At 45.1% G+C, this 16,979-nt stretch carries 18 protein-coding genes; 5 read left to right on the top strand and 13 right to left on the bottom strand.

From position 1 onward, the window contains the following. Nucleotides 1-7 precede the first annotated feature (7 nt). The 7 genes from rny to rpsT all read right to left on the bottom strand — a co-directional run bounded on the left by rny (nucleotide 8) and on the right by rpsT (nucleotide 6,401). A complete protein-coding gene (gene rny / locus AAA943_RS08565) occupies nucleotides 8-1,573 on the bottom strand; it encodes a ribonuclease Y (protein WP_338223810.1) in 1,566 nt (521 codons plus the stop codon). Nucleotides 1,574-1,640: 67 nt separating this feature from the next. Beyond that, nucleotides 1,641-1,925: a cell division protein ZapA gene (locus tag AAA943_RS08560; RefSeq protein ID WP_338221724.1), complete on the bottom strand. Its 285-nt coding sequence runs from the start codon at nucleotides 1,923-1,925 to the stop codon at nucleotides 1,641-1,643. A gap of 1 nt (nucleotide 1,926) precedes the next feature. Next, on the bottom strand, nucleotides 1,927-2,211 hold the full coding sequence (locus tag AAA943_RS08555; protein WP_338221723.1) for a hypothetical protein: 285 nt from the start codon (nucleotides 2,209-2,211) through the stop codon (nucleotides 1,927-1,929). Nucleotides 2,212-2,213: 2 nt separating this feature from the next. Further along, nucleotides 2,214-4,628: a phenylalanine--tRNA ligase subunit beta gene (pheT, locus tag AAA943_RS08550; protein WP_338223809.1), complete on the bottom strand. Its 2,415-nt coding sequence runs from the start codon at nucleotides 4,626-4,628 to the stop codon at nucleotides 2,214-2,216. A gap of 103 nt (nucleotides 4,629-4,731) precedes the next feature. Further along, complete coding sequence (locus tag AAA943_RS08545; protein WP_338223808.1) at nucleotides 4,732-5,349, bottom strand: DUF1684 domain-containing protein; 618 nt, start codon at nucleotides 5,347-5,349, stop codon at nucleotides 4,732-4,734. 3 nt (nucleotides 5,350-5,352) lie between these two features. Next, nucleotides 5,353-6,048 (bottom strand): RadC family protein, encoded by a 696-nt coding sequence (gene radC, locus AAA943_RS08540; protein ID WP_338223807.1) that lies wholly within the window; start codon nucleotides 6,046-6,048, stop codon nucleotides 5,353-5,355. Nucleotides 6,049-6,146: 98 nt separating this feature from the next. Beyond that, nucleotides 6,147-6,401, bottom strand: a complete 255-nt coding sequence (gene rpsT / locus AAA943_RS08535; RefSeq protein WP_338221719.1) for a 30S ribosomal protein S20 — start codon at nucleotides 6,399-6,401, stop codon at nucleotides 6,147-6,149. Between the two features lie 211 nt (nucleotides 6,402-6,612). On the opposite strand from rpsT, the gene AAA943_RS08530 reads away from it, so the two are divergent. Then, nucleotides 6,613-7,551 (top strand): zinc dependent phospholipase C family protein, encoded by a 939-nt coding sequence (locus AAA943_RS08530; RefSeq protein WP_338223806.1) that lies wholly within the window; start codon nucleotides 6,613-6,615, stop codon nucleotides 7,549-7,551. Nucleotides 7,552-7,616: 65 nt separating this feature from the next. Here AAA943_RS08530 and AAA943_RS08525 read toward each other — a convergent pair whose 3' ends face one another. Then, a complete protein-coding gene (locus tag AAA943_RS08525) occupies nucleotides 7,617-8,921 on the bottom strand; it encodes a pyridoxal phosphate-dependent aminotransferase (RefSeq protein ID WP_338223805.1) in 1,305 nt (434 codons plus the stop codon). 226 nt (nucleotides 8,922-9,147) lie between these two features. On the opposite strand from AAA943_RS08525, the gene AAA943_RS08520 reads away from it, so the two are divergent. Both AAA943_RS08520 and AAA943_RS08515 read left to right on the top strand, forming a co-directional pair. Further along, a complete protein-coding gene (locus AAA943_RS08520) occupies nucleotides 9,148-10,221 on the top strand; it encodes a metallophosphoesterase (protein ID WP_338223804.1) in 1,074 nt (357 codons plus the stop codon). A gap of 266 nt (nucleotides 10,222-10,487) precedes the next feature. Continuing rightward, the gene (locus AAA943_RS08515) at nucleotides 10,488-11,702 is read left to right on the top strand and encodes an ATP-binding protein (protein WP_338223803.1); all 1,215 of its coding nucleotides are present in this window, start codon (nucleotides 10,488-10,490) and stop codon (nucleotides 11,700-11,702) included. On the opposite strand, the gene AAA943_RS08510 is transcribed toward AAA943_RS08515, so the two are convergent. The 4 genes from AAA943_RS08510 to ettA all read right to left on the bottom strand — a co-directional run bounded on the left by AAA943_RS08510 (nucleotide 11,699) and on the right by ettA (nucleotide 14,504). Further along, entirely contained in the window at nucleotides 11,699-11,878 is a 180-nt protein-coding gene (locus AAA943_RS08510) for a hypothetical protein (RefSeq protein ID WP_338223802.1), read from the bottom strand. The genes AAA943_RS08515 and AAA943_RS08510 overlap by 4 nt on opposite strands. Beyond that, entirely contained in the window at nucleotides 11,875-12,279 is a 405-nt protein-coding gene (locus AAA943_RS08505; RefSeq protein ID WP_338223801.1) for a hypothetical protein, read from the bottom strand. The genes AAA943_RS08510 and AAA943_RS08505 overlap by 4 nt, the downstream gene beginning before the upstream one ends. A 226-nt stretch (nucleotides 12,280-12,505) precedes the next feature. Then, nucleotides 12,506-12,703, bottom strand: a complete 198-nt coding sequence (locus AAA943_RS08500) for a hypothetical protein (RefSeq protein WP_338223800.1) — start codon at nucleotides 12,701-12,703, stop codon at nucleotides 12,506-12,508. A gap of 121 nt (nucleotides 12,704-12,824) precedes the next feature. Further along, nucleotides 12,825-14,504 (bottom strand): energy-dependent translational throttle protein EttA, encoded by a 1,680-nt coding sequence (gene ettA / locus AAA943_RS08495; protein ID WP_338223799.1) that lies wholly within the window; start codon nucleotides 14,502-14,504, stop codon nucleotides 12,825-12,827. A 131-nt stretch (nucleotides 14,505-14,635) separates the two neighbouring features. Between ettA and AAA943_RS08490 the strand changes: the two genes are divergently transcribed. Beyond that, nucleotides 14,636-15,883, top strand: a complete 1,248-nt coding sequence (locus tag AAA943_RS08490) for a DUF349 domain-containing protein (protein WP_338223798.1) — start codon at nucleotides 14,636-14,638, stop codon at nucleotides 15,881-15,883. A 74-nt stretch (nucleotides 15,884-15,957) separates the two neighbouring features. Beyond that, a complete protein-coding gene (locus AAA943_RS08485) occupies nucleotides 15,958-16,179 on the top strand; it encodes a DUF2795 domain-containing protein (protein ID WP_026952747.1) in 222 nt (73 codons plus the stop codon). 56 nt (nucleotides 16,180-16,235) lie between these two features. Here AAA943_RS08485 and AAA943_RS08480 read toward each other — a convergent pair whose 3' ends face one another. Next, the gene (locus tag AAA943_RS08480; protein WP_338223797.1) at nucleotides 16,236-16,964 is read right to left on the bottom strand and encodes a LytR/AlgR family response regulator transcription factor; all 729 of its coding nucleotides are present in this window, start codon (nucleotides 16,962-16,964) and stop codon (nucleotides 16,236-16,238) included. Nucleotides 16,965-16,979: the final 15 nt, after the last annotated feature.

Below are 16,979 nucleotides of genomic sequence, written 5' to 3'. Positions count from 1 at the left end.
CAAATGATTATCGAGCGTAATTGACAGCCCTCATCTCACGGATTACAGTGATTTTGATCTGTCCCGGATATTGCATTTCTTTTTCGATTTTCTGTGAAATATCAAAGGAAAGCTTGCTGGCAGTCTGATCATCCACATGGTCTGCATCCACCAGAATTCTCAGTTCACGTCCGGCCTGCATCGCGAAGCACTTATTGACCCCATCAAATCCCAAAGCCAAATCCTCCAACTCCTTCAATCGCTTGATATAGCTGTCCATGATTTCTCTTCGGGCGCCCGGTCTTGAGCCGGAAATCGCATCCGAAGCCTGTACAATCGGTGAAATCATAGAGGTCATCTCGATCTCATCGTGGTGAGCTCCGATGGCATTGCAGATTTCAGGATGCTCCTTGTATCGCTTGGCCAATTCCATTCCGAGAATAGCGTGAGGCAATTCCTGCTCCTCTGGCCATACTTTTCCGATATCGTGGAGAAGACCAGCCCTTTTGGCCAGCTTGGCATTGAGCCCCATTTCTGCAGCCATGGTAGCGGCAAGCTTGGCCACTTCTCTGGAGTGCTGTAGGAGGTTCTGTCCATAGGAAGAGCGGAATCTCATCCGACCGACCATCTTGATCAGCTCGGGATGAAGTCCATGAATACCGAGATCTATACAGGTCCGTTCTCCGATCTCTACGATTTCCTCTTCGATGTTTTTCTCTGTTTTGGCAACTACCTCTTCGATGCGGGCAGGGTGAATTCTTCCGTCCTGCACCAGTCGGTGAAGGGATAGTCTTGCGATTTCTCTTCTCACAGGATCGAAACCTGAAATAATGATTGCCTCAGGGGTATCATCCACCACAATCTCTACGCCTGTGGCGGCTTCCAATGCCCTGATGTTTCGCCCTTCTCTACCGATGATTTTCCCTTTGATATCGTCGCTGTCAATATTAAAAACAGAAACACAGTTTTCTACCGCATGCTCTGTCGCTGTCCTTTGGATGGTGTCCAAAACGATCTTTTTGGCCTGCTTGGTAGCTGTCAGTTTGGCCTCATCCAAAATATCCTTCATCTGAGAAGATGCCTTGGTGCGGGCTTCTTCGGTGAGCATTTGCACCAATTGTTCTTTGGCTTCTTCCCGAGTGAGACCGGCGATTTTTTCCAAATCTGAAATTCGCTGATTGGTCACCCGATCCAGCTCTTCTTTTTTGACTTGAACGGCATGTAGCTGGGCATTGAGATTCTCTTTTTTGCTGTCCAGTTCCGCTTCTTTTCTCTTGACTTGCTCTTGCTCTTTGGCAACTTGCTGCTGTAGCTGCTTGACCTTGTTCTCATTGGTGATGATGATGTTTTTCTTGTTGCTCATCTCCTCATCAAACTCAGCCTTCATTTTCAGGAATTTCTCTTTTGCCTCGAGTATCCTGTCCTTTTTGATTGACTCGGCATTCAATTCTGCCTCCCGAATCATGGATTTGACTCTTTCTTTGGTCTCCTCCTCCAGTTTTGCGTGTTTATTCTTGATGAAAAATCCCGCCAAAGCGGCACCCCCGCCAAGCCCCGCCAGGGCTGCTAGGATGATAAATAGTACGTCTGCCATAGGGTTATTTATATATTGGATTCCCTACCGGCCCAAAGTATAGCTAGAAAAGAGTGGGTGTCAATAATTAGACTGCTTTGCTCAGCAAAGCTGAAATATGGGATAGACTCCGCTGAATGTGCTCGGAGTCTTCTGCATTGACTTCGTTGGTTTCCAGAGATTCTACCATACAATCGAAGGCTACCATAGCCATTAAGTCGGTCGTATCATCCAGGCCAAACTCCGCCTTATATTTCCTCAATTTTTCATTAATCAGTTTTCCGGCATGCCGAATTTTCGCCTCGTCTTCAGGCTTGACTCGCATGGGATATTCCCTGTCTCCGATTTTCACTCTGATTGCCAGCGTCTCCATTTCATTCGGACAGATAGGTGATCAAATGATCTATTTCTTGTATATAATTATTGATTAAGTCACTCATTTCGGTGGCATCCTCAGGACTCACCGGTCGGTTATCCACAATGTTACTAATTTTAATCTTATTTTTAAAATGATGGATTTCCTGCTCTTTTTCCTGAATTTCTCCTTCGAGCAAAGAAAGACGGGCTTTTAGTTCCTGATTTTCAGCGGACAAAGCCTCGATTTTTTTCCCTGCCTGCACGGCCAGTTTCTCCAGTTTTTGCAGTTCCTCGTGTATCATTTTCAGCTTCTGATGACAGCCCCCACTTGTTCCTGAAAGGCTTGGATCAATTTACTCATTGTTTTGTCAATTACCTTGTCCGTCAGTGTATTTTCCTGGTCCTGCAGGATAAAGCTCAGGGCATAGGCTTTTTTGCCGGAATCAATCTTTTCTCCTTGGTATACATCAAAAGCACCGATCCTTCTCAAGAGTTTTCCTCCTGCTTTTTCGGCTACCGATTTGACCTGATCGTAGGTGACGGACTTGTCGATGACTAGGGAAAGGTCTCTTCGTACCTCCGGAAACTTGGAGATTTCCTGATAGCGCTTGAGTCCGGATGCTTTCTTGCAAAGTAAATCCCAGTTCAAATCGGCATACCAAACCTCTTGCCTCACTTCTGCCAGCTTGAGTAATTTCTCATCCACCAAGCCCAAGGTAGCCACCACTTTTTCTCCCAACTTCAACTCCAATCCATAAGCAAATGGCAAAGCCTCAACTGGGGTCACCTCGCCCACTTGAACATTGAGCTTTTCGAGGATTCTTTCCACTGTGGCATACAAATCTGCGAAACCGAATGCCTTTGCAGGCTCTATCCAGCTTTCTGCAGAACGATTTCCTGAATGAAAAATTGCCAATCTTCGGCCTTCCTGATAGCCTTCGGATGTTTTTTGGTAAACTGTTCCAAATTCAAAGCCTTTCAGATCGGTCTGTCTTCGGTTGATGTTGTGCGCCATGACCTCCAATCCCGAGAAAAGCAAAGTCTGCCGCATCACCCCCAAGTCCTCGCTCAGTTTATTGTAGATTTCTACATTAAGGGCAGAATCCAAAAAGCCGGATTTCTCTGCGTATTGAGGCTTGGTCAACGAATTGGTAATCAGTTCGAAGTAGCCATTCCCAGCCAGCATTTCAGAAAGCCGATACTGCAGCTTGTTCAAGTCCTTTACCGGATGCTCTGCCAGATAGTCCGTGGAGAGGTTTTCGGCAAGAGCAACCTGCTGGAAACCATGAATTCTGAGAATTTCCTCGATGATATCTGCTTCCCGGGTTACATCCACTCGATAAGGCTTCACAATCGATGTAAACCCTTCCTCAGTCTCATTTTCCACCCGAATATCCAGACTTTCCAGAATGGTTTTCACCTCCTTGGGATCAATGACTTTTCCGATCAGGCGATTGATACGAGCATAGGCGACTTCCACTTCAAAGTCCTGAACTGGGTTAGGATAGAGGTCGATGATTTCTGAGGCGACTTTTCCACCTGCGATTTCCTGAAGCAAGGCGGCAGCTCGTTTCAAGGCATAAACCGGCATATTGGGATCGGTACCCCTCTCAAAACGGAAAGAGGCATCGGTTTTCAATCCATGATATTGTGAACCTTTTCGGATCACATCAGGTGAGAAATAGGCAGATTCAAGGAAAATAGTGGTCGTCTGATCACTCACCCCGGATCCTTTACCGCCGAAAATCCCGGCTATGCACATTCCTCCATCCGCATCACAAATCATCAATTCTTCTCCGGAAAGCTTCCGCTCCTTTTCATCCAAAGTGACAAATGGAGTTCCCATGGAGAGTTTTTTCACAATGACTTTGCCTCCGGAAATTTTATCCGCATCAAATGCATGCAAAGGCTGTCCGAGATCGTGAAGGATAAAGTTGGTGATGTCCACCACATTGTTGATCGGCTCCAAGTCCAATGCGCGGAGGAAATTCTGCAACCATTGTGGAGAAGGGCCCACCTTCAGTTCAGTGATGACCAGGCCGGCATACCTGGGACAATCCGTGGCATCTTCCACCTCCACCGAGATGGAAGGACCGGATGACTCGATAAGAAGCTCTTTTTCCTCGGGTAGACAGATCGGACGATGAAGGAGTGCCTTCAAATCACGGGCTACTCCCAGGTGGGAGGCGGCATCCGCACGGTTGGGAGTCAACCCAATTTCCAAAACGGAATCATTTTCCACTTGGAAATATTCGGAAGCTGGAGTGCCGTTTGGTAAGTCCGTGTTCAAAACTATAATCCCCGCATGGGAAGTCCCAATGCCGATTTCATCTTCGGCACAGATCATTCCTTCGGATACCTGTCCTCGGATTTTGGCTTTTTTGATTTCAAAAGGCTCTCCATTGGTCGGGTATAATTTCGCCCCAACTGTAGCGACCACCACTTTTTGTCCAGCTGCTACATTGGAAGCTCCGCAGACGATGTGTGAAGGAGCCTCTGCACCAATATCCACAGTGGTAATGCTCAGTTTATCGGCATCCGGGTGCTTTTCGCAGGTCAAAACCTCTCCAATGACTATCCCTTCCAATCCTCCTGGGAGTGATTGAAACTCCTCTACTGCTTCTACCTCAAGTCCCGATTGGGTCAAAAGAGCCGCAATTTCCTCTGGACTTTCAGTGAGTTGAATGTATTTTTTGAGTCGATTAATCGAAATTTTCATAAGCCTATTAATTCGGAACCTTTCCCGACGGGTTAACAAAAAAGGTGCACTGGCACCTTTTTGGACTAATTCACAAATTTAGAAGAATTGCAGGAGGGCGGGATTATTTATCGTAATTTTTCTCTCCTGCTTCAATGGCTATGGTCAGCAGGTTTTCTTTGGGGGGTAATGGGCAAGCATAGTCCGGATTGTAGGCACAGTAGGGATTGTAGGCTAAATTAAAATCAATGGTGATACTGTTTTTCCCATCCTGGCGCACATTGAGGTAGCGCCCTCCTCCATAGGTCTCCCTCCCACTTGTCTCGTCGGCAAAGGCCAAAAAGAAATTCCGCATGTCACTTTCACTTACTGACTGTAGGAGCAGCAGCTTGTTCGTTTTGCCTCCCAGTTCAAACTCCGCGTAGGAATGCTCGATATACCGTTCGGTAGAACCGTCTGTCATGGGGACTTGACGCACTTTTTTATTTTCAATGGAGATGAGTCTTGCTTTTATCTTGTATTCGGGATTGATTTCGTAAAAGGTCAAAGTTTGGAGGTTCCGTTTTTGGTCCTCGGTTAGGGGAGATTCCACATTAAAGCGGAGGTATTTAAACTGACGCTCACGCTCCTTTTCGATTTTTTCCACGTAGGCTTCAGGACTCTCCGCCGCGGTAAACATGTAAGCTACGGCTGAGATCACCACAATCCCGACCACAAGAAGTATAATCTGGTTAGTTTTCATCAATCAAAGGATGCCTTCATCGGCGAAGCTAAAATAGCCATGATCGGAGTAAATCAAATGGTCAACCACTGCCAAATCCAAATCTCTTCCGATTCTGACCAATCGCTCGGTCAATCTTTTGTCCTGCTCTGAGGGCGTGGTAGATCCACTTGGATGATTGTGAACGAGAATGATGGACTGGGCCATATGCTCCATGGCTATTTTAAAGACCATTTTGGGGTCGACCACAGTCCCTGCTGTGCCTCCCTGACTGATCAACTGCTTTTTGATGACATGGTTGGACCGAGTCAGCAAAATGAGGTAAAAATATTCCACTACCTCATCATACAACTCAGGTCTCATCAAGTCGTAGGCATCTTTTGAAGAGGAGATTTTGTATTTGACAGGAGGCTCCTGATCTTTTCTTCTGCGACCCAGCTCCATGGCACTGACTATGGAAATGGCCTTAGCCTCTCCTATGCCTTTGAATTTCATCAGGTCTTTGACCGAAAGCCTGGCAAGGGCAGAAAGGTCATGATTGACATTGCGGAGAATCATCCGAGAGAGGTCGACTGCACTCATCGTTCTGGTTCCTGACCCGATTAGAATGGCGATGAGCTCAGCATCGGTCAATGCAGATCTCCCTTTGAGCAGGAGCTTTTCCCGTGGTCGATCCTCTTCTGCAAGCTCCGAGATTTTGGTGGAAAGGTATTGATCCATACACATTTATCAAAAAGTGAAATGGAATTTAGTTAGAAAAAGGCATAAAAAAAACCCCGGAGAACTCCGAGGTTTTGAATGCAAAATGGTACCAAAGATTAAGCTATCGCGTTGACGAATTTAGCCAATTTAGATTTCTTGTTGCTGGCGTTGTTCTTGTGAATCACGTTCTTCTTGGCCAGTTTATCCAGCATAGAAGACACCTTCTTGTAAAGCTCCATCGCTTCTACTTTGTCGGTAGCAGCCTTAAGCCTTTTGATGAAAGTTCTGGTGGTCTTAGCCTGATATCTGTTTCTCAAACGCTTAGCTTCGTTGGCACGAATTCTTTTCAGAGCTGATTTGTGATTTGCCATATCTCGTTTTTAAATAAATTCTTTACGATCCCCTATTCCGAATTGGAGTGCAAAGTTATTGTAAATTATTAATTCTGCCAAAGGAATTTGAAACATTCGTCTGGTAACAGGATTCTTTTTCTAATAATGCTTCGGAAAAAGAGCACTTTCAGAAGCGCAAAGATACATTTTTTCGAGCCCTCCAATAGAAATGTTTTGGCTAAATTCAGGTATGAAAATTTTTATTCTTCAAGCCATTCTTTTTGGATTCAACTTTTTGCTTCCTCCCTTTTGGGGATTTTACGCTCATTCTCTGATCAACAGGCAAGCGGTTTTTTCTCTGCCTCCCGAAATGATGGTTCTTTATAAAACCGAATTGGAATTTATCACCGAAAAGGCGGTCAACCCGGACCGAAGAAGATATGCGGTAGAGGGTGAGGCTGAGAAACACTACATCGATCTGGATCATTACGGGGACAGTGCGTTGTTTATTCTTCCAAAATATTGGCCTGAAGCGATTCAGAAATTCCCTGAAGATTCACTCCGAGCGCATGGGATAGGCCCTTGGGCTGCCTATTTGACATTCATCAGCTTGACCAAGGCTATGGAACAAAAGAACAAAACAGCCATCCTTCGACTTTCCGCTGATTTGGGGCATTACTTAGGAGATTTGAATGTGCCTCTCCATACCACCAAAAACTACAACGGTCAGCTCACCGGTCAGGAAGGCATTCACGGGTTTTGGGAAAGCCGGGTTCCCGAATTGCTGGCCAAAGATTACACCTTTTGGGTGGGAAAAGCTGAATACGTAGAAAAGCCACAGCTGGCCATTTGGGATGCAGTAGCAAATGCTCATCTCAAGGTCGACAGTGTCTTGCAAACAGAACGGGAACTATCCTCCCAATTTCCCCAAGATCAAAAATATAGCTACGAAGAGCGGAATGGGCTGACCGTGCGCGTCTACTCCAGAGAATTCACTGAAGCTTATGCCATGGCCTTGGATGGCATGGTGGAGCGGCAAATGCGAAAATCGATTAAGATGATTGCTGATTTTTGGTATACGGCATGGATTAATGCGGGACAACCGGATTTGAGCACTTTGGGACAGTCTGTACTGGAAGTTGAAAAATTTGACAAAGATCCGAAGCTGAAAGTTAGAGATCATTTGTAAGTAGTAAGAAGTAAATAGTAAGTCGTATCCAACCACTAACTACTTACCTCTTACAAACCACCAATTTATGATAAAAGATATCGCTCAATTGCCCTACCTAGTCGTTTAAAAGTGTTCTTGAACACCTCCTCCTTTTCCTCCAGCAAAGTCACACGAAAACCACGCAGATCAGAACAAAACGAAGAAATAGGAACCACGCAAATCTGCTCGGCAACCAGTAAATAGTACACAAATCGCTTATCCAAGGGCATAGCAGGATCATCAAGCCAAGAATCCAGCAGGGTTTGAATTCGGGAATCCTTGATCTCCAGCTTTTGCTCAGGGTGAAGCAGGGCTTCATCAAAAACGATGGTATTGTAAAAGGCTCCTTGGGTAGGATTGAATTTGATCCCTTGGATCTCTCCCAGAATCTCAGTCATCCACTCACTTCTTTTCCCGATCTCCGCATTGGCTTTTTGACGATAAGCATGATACTCGGGATGGCTCATGATCTTAGGAATAGCCAGCTGGGGTAAGATTGTCGAGCAGACCTCAATCATTTTTGCATTTTCCAAAGTCTGACAGAGCTTGGCAAACTCTCGGGAAGCATCCCGATTGTAAAACTCCATCCAACCACAGCGAGCTCCAGGCCAAGGGAACTCCTTGGAGATACCCTTCAAGGAAATGGCTGGTCGATTCCCGATGACTTCTGCCAATGCCACGGCTTCTATTCCATTGTAGGTGATGTTTTGGTAAATCTCGTCCGCGATCAAAAGGAGATTGAACTCTTCGGCGATTTTCACAAAACCTTCCAAGACTTCCTTGGGATAGACCATCCCGGTTGGATTGTCCGGATTGATGATCAGAATACCTACTATGGATGGATTGTATCTGACTTTCAAATACAAGTCTTCCATGTCCGGAAGCCATTGATTGTCCGGGTCGAGCTTATAGGTGATAGGAGCGGTATTCGCATGCGCTGCCTCAGCAGAACTATGGGTAGAATAAGCAGGAGATGGACCAATAATCCGTGCTGTGGGTACCAAAAATTGGTACAACTTGGCAATCGCATCCCCCAAACCGTTGAAAAACAAAATGTCCTCAGCAGAAATCTGGGTTCCTCCTTTGTCATTGTTGAGTTTTGCCAAATACTTCCGGGTTTCAAGCACCCCTTTAGAGTCGGCGTAACCATAGGTTTTGTCCTCTTTGAGCAAATCGGCAATGATCCCCTTCATCCAATCTGGCACATGATTGCTTTTTTGGATAGGATCACCAATGTTTTCCCAAGTAATAGGAAAACCTAGGGCTTCGATTTGTCGGGCTTTTTTGACGATTCCACGGATTTCGTAGGAAAGCTCTTCAGCTCCGGGTCTCAGGAGTAGCTGTCTCATAGGTCAATAGGCTGGTTGGGAAAAATTTCCGGCACAAAGAAAGGGAAAAGGCAATTGAAATTTCAGGAACAGCCAAAAAAGCCTTCTTTTGAATTGGCTATCAATCCGGCTTTCCGGATTTGATTGAACCTTCTGGCATGAATTGGAAGATTCCAACTTGATTTTGCCTTTCCCGTTTTGGTAATTTAAACCCTTTAACCCACGAAATTCCAATAATCCCTCTCCCGTGACTAGCATATTGATCCGACTGATTCTATTTATCCTATTCCTCGGCCTGATTGATTGGTATTCCTTTCAGGCCTTCAAAACAGGCTTTCCTTCCCAACCATGGATTAAATATGCCTTTTGGGGATTTTCCATGCTGGTCTATCTATTTGTGGGCTATGTGTTTTTGACCTTCGACCGAGGCTCGATGAATCTGAATTTTGGCCGAATGGTTTCTCTTTTGATCCTTTCACTTATTCCCAAGCTGATCATCCTCGCTTTTCTTTTTGGAGAAGATATTTTGAGGTTTCTCTCCGGAGCCTTTCAGTCCTTAGCTGGGGGCAGAGAAGGAGACTTTTTGCCAGAAAGAAGGAAAATGATCAGCCAAACGGCATTGATCCTTGCGGCCGTACCTTTTCTTGGGATTTTGCATGGTGTGTTGATTGGAAAATACCGATATCGGGTGATGAAGCATACCTTGGAATTCGATGACCTACCGGAAGAGTTTGATGGGTTTACTCTGACTCAGATTTCGGATATCCATTCCGGAAGCTTTGATGATAAAAAGAAACTGGAATACGGGATCGACTTGATCAATCAGCAGAACTCGGATGTGATTCTGTTTACCGGAGATTTGGTCAACAATCAGGCAGCGGAAATGGAACCTTGGATCGAGACCTTCCGAAAGCTAAATGCTCCAATGGGAAAATACTCTATTCTTGGCAACCATGACTACGGCGATTACATGGCTTGGCCAAGTCGCGAGGCTAAGGTGCAGAACATGCAGCGGCTTTTCCAAGTCCACGAAGAAGTGGGCTTCAAGCTTCTTCGAAATGAAAGCCTTCCTATCAAAAAAGGAAATGCGAGTATCGATCTAATCGGGGTGGAAAACTGGGGGAAAGGCTTTGCACAATATGGCGATCTAGCCAAAGCTGCAAGCAATCTTAAGGAAAAAAGCTTCAAAATCCTGATGAGTCATGATCCTTCGCATTTTGACGAGCAGGTGAAAAATTTCTCTCAATTTATTCATTTGACACTGAGTGGGCATACCCATGGGATGCAGTTTGGGATCGAGATCCCCGGCTGGGTCAAATAGAGTCCCGCTTCCCTCCGCTACCCCAAATGGGCAGGATTATATGAGGAAATGGGACGATACTTGCATGTGAACCGTGGCTTTGGATTCTTGGCTTTTCCCGGGCGGGTCGGAATTTGGCCGGAGATTACGGTGCTGGAGTTGAGAAGGAAAAAGGGTTAATCCAAAGTTTTAAAAAGACATAAAGTCAAAAGCTTGTATTGATAATACACAATATCTTGTATTATCAATACAAGCTTTTATATTTGTATTGATTTACAGCAATTTAAATGATACAAATAGACCTTCTGGCTCAGGTAATCGAGGAGCAAAATGAGAATTTTCTCCAAAAAAAGCTTATAGCTAGGGAAATGACTTTACCCTTACAAACCAATCAAATCCTAGTGGTCAGCGGGGTGAGACGTTGCGGAAAAAGTATTCTGATCCGCAAAAGCCTTCCTATAGACCAACCTGGACTACACCTGAATTTTGAGGATCCCCGATTGGTGGATTTTGAGTCACCTGATTTTCCCAAACTGGAACAATTGAGAGATCAATTTGGCAAAACTTCCATACTCTTAGATGAGGTCCAAAGTGTGGTGGGCTGGGAGATCTTTGCCCGATCACTTCATGAGAAAGGCCAAAAGCTTTACATCACGGGTTCCAATGCCAGTATGCTTAGTAGAGAGTTGGGAACTCGCCTGACTGGAAGATACAAGCAGATTGAGCTATTTCCGTTTAGCTATCAAGAGTTCTTGCTTTTCAAAAATGGATCTCCGGGTGAGGAAAGTTTTGAAGGCTATTTCCTGTTCGGTGGATTTCCCGAATACTTACAAAATCAAGATCAAGACTATCTCCGGACGCTCTTTCGGGATATCCTGACCCGGGATGTGGCAGTCAGAAGAAATATCAGCAATGAAACTGCTCTAATCCGATTGGGTGTCTTCCTTTGCTCCAATGTAGGAAAGCCTTTCAGCTATTCCCGAATGGGAAGCCTACTGGAGATCAAATCCGTCCGTACCGTAATTGATTATTGCGATTATTTGGAAGAAAGTTACCTTTTCGACCTGATTCCCATGTATTCTCAATCAATCAGAAAACAGTTAGCCAATCCGAAAAAGGCATACTGTGTGGACCCAGCCTTGGCATCCGCCAATTCTCTTTCCTTTAGCAAAGACCTGGGGAGAAAGCTGGAAAATTATGTCTACCTGCATCTCCGGAGATCCTTCAAGGAAATCCAGTATTTCCAAAACAAGGATTCCGAGTGCGACTTTGTGGTCAAATGGAATGAGGAAATCATCGGCGCGGTTCAGGTATGCTGGGATTTAAACCCTGATAATCTCCAACGGGAAATCAAGGGACTAAAGGCGGCGATGGATGAAACCAAGGCGCCAAAGGGCGTTTTGCTAACCTGGAATCAGGAGGATATACTGGACGGGATTGCTGTGATGCCTGTATGGAAATGGATGATGCAGCCGTCGAGAGATTTCTTTGGAATGGATTAAGGCTTCCTTCTTCTATTCCTCATCCCCTCCACAAAAAAAGCGATCGATCCCCAGGCTATCACCACTCCCAAAACCCAATTTGGCATCGGAAAAAGGTCCAAGTATTTTACCAAGAGGATCACTAGGATCAATCCGAAAGGTATCCCGTAAAGTCGATCGATAATTTTCTTACTCATTTTCTTTTCAAAAGATATCTCGTGTGACCGTTGGAATAGCCAAAAACCAGCGTGTCGCCTGAAAAGCCATAACGATTAGTCCGACTTCCTTCACTGGTGTTCATTTCCAGGATTTGGTTATTGATGGTTTTCCATTGGAAAGTTGGAATGGCCAAATAGTCAATGGGAGCATTTACACCGAGTCTTTTAGCATCATCTCTCAAGAACTGTGGATCAATGATCCATTTCCCATCTCTTGTGAAAGTTTCGATGTAGCTCTTTCCGTAAAACTCATCTTTGACGATTTCTCCATTTTCGTCTTTTGAAAAAAGCATCGTCCACTTCCCAACCAAGCGGGGATCTCGCTCTGCTTTTTGAATAAAGAAGAGAAAAAAGATTAAACTGAGGATCTCAAGTTTCATAACTTATTCATTCGAATTTTTTTGCCTTTTTCCACTGCTGAACTACGCCTACCCCGAACCAGATACAATATAAACACATCGAAACCATAATGGGATTCGGATAATTTTTGCCTTCAGGCACAAGTCCACTGTGCCACCACGAAAATCCACCAATTAACAGGGAAGAAATGAACAGAACTGTGTAGGCGATTAAAAGACTTCTATCTTTTTTTTCCATAGAATCAACCTACTCCTTCCCTTTTTTAAGTCCACTCAAAACCAGTCCACCTTGCCCGATTATCAATAAGACCATAGCAATTGCTGTGAAATTAGGAACCTTATTCCGTCCAACCATCCAAAAACCAGATTGCCAAAGAGATAGACCACCAATCAATAAGGCAATCAAGATCATGGAAAGATGGAAATAGAGTCGACGCTTGCTCATTCTGAAAAACTAATTTTAGAGTAATAACTCAAAATCTTGATAGAAAAACAAAGCCTCTCGAAGATTTCTCCTCGAGAGGCGTTATTTCAGCTTTCTGATTTTAGCCTTCTGACTTCAAAGCTTACTTCAGATTTTTATACCGAATTCGCTTCGGTGTCACATCTCCCAACCTTTTCTTCTTGTTCTCTTCGTAGTCAGAGAAGTTGCCTTCAAACCAATACACCTGAGAATCCCCTTCAAAAGCCAAAATATGCGTACAGATACGATCCAGGAACCAACGGTCGTGGGAGATAATCACTGCACAGCCACCGAAGTTTTCCAAAGCTTCTTCCAAAGCCCGAAGTGTATTCACATCCAAGTCGTTGGTCGGTTCGTCCAAAAGCAGCAAGTTTCCGCCTTCTTTCAGCATCATGGCCAGGTGAACCCGGTTACGCTCACCGCCTGAGAGTACCCCGACTTTCTTTTCCTGATCTGCTCCGGCAAAGTTGAACTTGGAGACATAAGCTCTGGAATTCACTTCTTTATTTCCAAGCTTCATGTGTTCATTCCCATCCGAAATGATCTGGTACACCGTCTTGTTCGGATCCAAGGAATCGTGCTCTTGATCTACATAGGAAAGCTGTACGGTCTCCCCCACTTCAAAATTACCGGAATCGGGCTTTTCCTGTCCGGTGATCAACTTAAACAAAGTGGTTTTCCCCGCACCGTTCGGACCGATGATTCCCACGATACCACCTTGGGGCAGAGAAAAACTCAGATTTTCAAAAAGCAATTTGTCCCCGTAGGCTTTGGAGACATGGTTTGCCTCGATGACTTTGGCTCCCAATCTCGGCCCAGGAGGGATAAATAATTCCAGCTTTGCTTCTTTCTCTTTTGCTTCCTCGCCCACTAGCTTATCGTAGGCATTCAAACGGGCCTTACCCTTGGACTGTCGGGCTTTGGGAGACATTCGGATCCATTCCAGTTCCCGCTCCAAGGTCTTCTGACGCTTGGATTCGGTTTTTTCTTCCTGCTTCAATCGGTTTTGCTTTTGCTCCAGCCAAGAAGAATAATTTCCTTTCCATGGAATCCCTTCTCCCCGATCCAATTCCAAAATCCAACCGGCCACATTATCCAGGAAGTATCGGTCGTGGGTCACTGCGATGACTGTACCCTTGTAATTCTGCAAATGCTGCTCCAGCCAGTGGACCGACTCCGCATCGAGGTGGTTGGTCGGTTCGTCAAGAAGAAGCACATCCGGCTCCTGAAGCAAAAGCCGACATAGCGCGACCCGTCTTTTTTCCCCACCGGAAAGGTTAGCCACATTGGCTTCTGCCGGGGGAAGACGAAGGGCATCCATAGCCTTGTCCAGCATCACGTCCAGCTCCCAGGCATTGGCAGCGTCCAGCTTCTCCTGTACCTCTCCTTGGCGCTCAATGAGCTTATTCATCGCATCCGGATCTTCCATCAGGGCCGGATCCATAAACTTCTCGTTGATCTCTTCGAATTCCTTCAAGAGATTTACCGTATCTGCAACAGCTTCCTCGACTACTTCTTTGACGGTTTTGGACGGGTCGAGTTTAGGTTCCTGCTCCAGCATCCCGACGGTATAGCCCGGAGACCAAACCACTTCCCCAAGGAAGTCTTTGTCTATCCCGGCGATGATTCGGAGCAGGGAAGATTTCCCAGAGCCGTTGAGTCCGAGGACGCCGATTTTGGCTCCATAGAAAAATGAGAGGTAAATATCTTTGAGTACTTTCTTCTGAGGCGGGTACACTTTGGATACCCCTGCCATGGAAAAGATGATTTTTTCTGCGCTCATAGGTGTCTTTTCAGCTTTTTGGATCTAAGTGGGCAAAGATGGCAAAAATATCCCTCTTTTAGGATTAATGAGGGGTAATTGGTTATTTTGCAAAAAATTGAAAACGACCACCTATAACCTATTGAATTGAGATGGATCATCCGTACGGGTATATCAAAGACGGAAAAGTCTTTTTGAAGGGATTTTTGGGAAAGCCGGACCGTGAAATCGGCGAAGTGAAAGAAGACGAGGCATCCACTATCAGTTATTTTGAGGCGAGATTTGAGCAGGTCAAAGAAAAAGTCGAGAAGCTTAAAGCTGACATTCAGGAAAATCAAAACAAAGGATCCTTCCTGATGAAGCTTATTCATCTCAGGGATTCCTTGTTTGCCACCGATGCTTTGGGAGATTTTATCCCCTTGATTGAAGAGCTCAATCTGCAGGAAACCTACCTGAATGAGATCATTCAAGCCAATCGGACCAAAAACCTGGAAGTGAAGAAGGGCTTGATTCTGGAAGCTGAGGCGATGAAGAATGATACCGACTGGAAGGAAACGGCCGAGAAGTTCAAAGACCTCAAGCTCCGTTGGATCAAAACCGGGCCGGTAGACAAAGAAATCCACGAAGAAATTGAGACGCAGTTCAATGAGGCAGTGCAGACTTTCTTTGAAAACAGAAGACATTTCTTTGAAGGCTTGGCCCTTCAGGCTGAGGAAAATATAAAAGTCTACGAGGCTCTTGTAGTGCAAGCAAGGGAAGCGCATGACCTACCAGATGCCAAAATGGCTTTTGAAATCTCCAAGCGAATCCAAAAAGAATGGAAAGAAGCCGGAAAAGTCCCTGCTGAAAAGCGACAGCCACTTTGGGATGAATTTTCCAAACTGAACAACCGGATTTTCTCCAGATTCAAGCGAACCATGAATCCCGGCCCTCAGATGCATCCTAGGGAGGTAGTTCGGAAAATCGAGCAGATGGTGGAAGAATTGAAAAAAATGGCCCACCAGCCCAGCAGTCGCGCTATCACCGAGCGGGCAAAAGCAATTCAGGAAGACTGGAAAAAACTCCCTCCAAGAAAACCCAAGGAAGCCAATCTGCCTGCCCGTTCCTACCAGTTTTTCATGGATATTGTATTCGAAAAAGCCTTTCTTGAAAGACTGGCCCATGGCAAGTATCCTGACTTTGATGACAAGCCCCTCACCGATCAAAATCAAATCAAATCCGCCATTTTGAAGGATCTTTTGCACCGGGATCAAGGAGAATTGCAGACCATGCAGGAAAACTCCGATAATTTCCGCGTACAGACTCCAGACTTCGAAATGATGATGAGAAAAAAGCTTTCTGGATTGAAAAGGAAAGTGGATGTGAAAAATTATATCCTAAAGCAACTTTCTCCCAGATAATCAGTAGAACCTACATAATCAAAAATTTACTATTCTTGCATTCTTAAAATCCGGAACACCTTAAAATAAAACCTATGTACTGGACACTTGAACTTGCTTCCTACCTTGAGGACGCTCCCTGGCCAGCCACCAAAGATGAGCTTATTGACTATGCCATCCGATCTGGTGCCCCACTAGAAGTGGTAGAAAATCTCCAAGAACTCGAAGATGACGGAGAACCTTACGAAACCATCGAGGAGATCTGGCCTGACTACCCTACTAAGGACGACTTCTTCTTCAACGAAGACGAATACTGAAATAAACCCTGCGAACGCAGGGTTTTCGTTTTTTAGGTTTTTTTTCAAGAAAAAAATCAAAGTCCCAAGACTTGGCGTAGTCGTGCATAGCCGGATTTGCTGACGGGAATTTTTTCACCAGACCTCATCTTGGCTAGATAGCTCTCTCGTTCATAAGGCTCAATTCCGGTGATTTCATTCAGATTAATCAGATAAGAACGATGAACACGGGCAAACTTCCCCGGATCCAAACTTTCTTCCAATTGCTTCATGGTCATTTTTTTCAAAAACTTACCCTCTTCTGTATGGATAGCCACATAATCATCCTCCGCTTCAAAAAACCGCACAGACTGGATCGGGATAATTTTGATATCATTTTTTACCCTGACCACCAGCCGGTTGCTTTTTTCCGCCAGAGATTGTAATCCGGAATCTTCATCAGAGCTCGGGTTCCTCAACTGATTCAGTACACGTTCCATGGCTTGTTTGAAGCGCTCTTTAGAAAAAGGCTTAAGCAGGTAATCCAGGGCCTGAGCATCGAATGCCTTCAAAGCATACTGATCAAATGCAGTAGTGAACACAACCGCAGGAGCCTCATCTAGCAGTTCCAGCATCTCAAAGCCTGTAATCTTGGGCATCTGTATATCCAGAAAAATCAAATCAGGATGATGCTCTTGAATGGCTTTGAATCCGGAAAATCCATCCTGACACATTGCGACTACTTCGATCTGAGGATAATCCATCAGGTATTCTTTGACCAGTTCGGCAGCTAGTGGTTCGTCGTCTATGATAAGGGTCTTGATCATCAGAGATTTTTTGAC

Origin of the sequence: Algoriphagus confluentis (assembly GCF_036245625.1) — a bacterium.
Lineage (GTDB): Bacteria > Bacteroidota > Bacteroidia > Cytophagales > Cyclobacteriaceae > Algoriphagus > Algoriphagus confluentis.
This window is presented reverse-complemented; position numbering and strand designations above follow the sequence as displayed.

Excerpts from the sequence above, each read along its gene's own strand:
- AAA943_RS08545 (WP_338223808.1), bottom strand. The coding sequence starts at position 5,349 with ATGAAAACTAACCAGATTATACTTCTTGTGGTCGGGATTGTGGTGATC.
- AAA943_RS08515 (WP_338223803.1), top strand. The coding sequence starts at position 10,488 with ATGATACAAATAGACCTTCTGGCTCAGGTAATCGAGGAGCAAAATGAG.
- AAA943_RS08505 (WP_338223801.1), bottom strand. The coding sequence starts at position 12,279 with ATGAAACTTGAGATCCTCAGTTTAATCTTTTTTCTCTTCTTTATTCAA.
- AAA943_RS08560 (WP_338221724.1), bottom strand. The coding sequence starts at position 1,925 with ATGGAGACGCTGGCAATCAGAGTGAAAATCGGAGACAGGGAATATCCC.
- ettA (WP_338223799.1), bottom strand. The coding sequence starts at position 14,504 with ATGAGCGCAGAAAAAATCATCTTTTCCATGGCAGGGGTATCCAAAGTG.
- rpsT (WP_338221719.1), bottom strand. The coding sequence starts at position 6,401 with ATGGCAAATCACAAATCAGCTCTGAAAAGAATTCGTGCCAACGAAGCT.
- AAA943_RS08500 (WP_338223800.1), bottom strand. The coding sequence starts at position 12,703 with ATGAGCAAGCGTCGACTCTATTTCCATCTTTCCATGATCTTGATTGCC.
- AAA943_RS08530 (WP_338223806.1), top strand. The coding sequence starts at position 6,613 with ATGAAAATTTTTATTCTTCAAGCCATTCTTTTTGGATTCAACTTTTTG.
- AAA943_RS08525 (WP_338223805.1), bottom strand. The coding sequence starts at position 8,921 with ATGAGACAGCTACTCCTGAGACCCGGAGCTGAAGAGCTTTCCTACGAA.
- AAA943_RS08490 (WP_338223798.1), top strand. The coding sequence starts at position 14,636 with ATGGATCATCCGTACGGGTATATCAAAGACGGAAAAGTCTTTTTGAAG.
- pheT (WP_338223809.1), bottom strand. The coding sequence starts at position 4,628 with ATGAAAATTTCGATTAATCGACTCAAAAAATACATTCAACTCACTGAA.
- radC (WP_338223807.1), bottom strand. The coding sequence starts at position 6,048 with ATGGATCAATACCTTTCCACCAAAATCTCGGAGCTTGCAGAAGAGGAT.
- AAA943_RS08485 (WP_026952747.1), top strand. The coding sequence starts at position 15,958 with ATGTACTGGACACTTGAACTTGCTTCCTACCTTGAGGACGCTCCCTGG.
- AAA943_RS08510 (WP_338223802.1), bottom strand. The coding sequence starts at position 11,878 with ATGAGTAAGAAAATTATCGATCGACTTTACGGGATACCTTTCGGATTG.
- rny (WP_338223810.1), bottom strand. The coding sequence starts at position 1,573 with ATGGCAGACGTACTATTTATCATCCTAGCAGCCCTGGCGGGGCTTGGC.
- AAA943_RS08555 (WP_338221723.1), bottom strand. The coding sequence starts at position 2,211 with ATGATACACGAGGAACTGCAAAAACTGGAGAAACTGGCCGTGCAGGCA.
- AAA943_RS08480 (WP_338223797.1), bottom strand. The coding sequence starts at position 16,964 with ATGATCAAGACCCTTATCATAGACGACGAACCACTAGCTGCCGAACTG.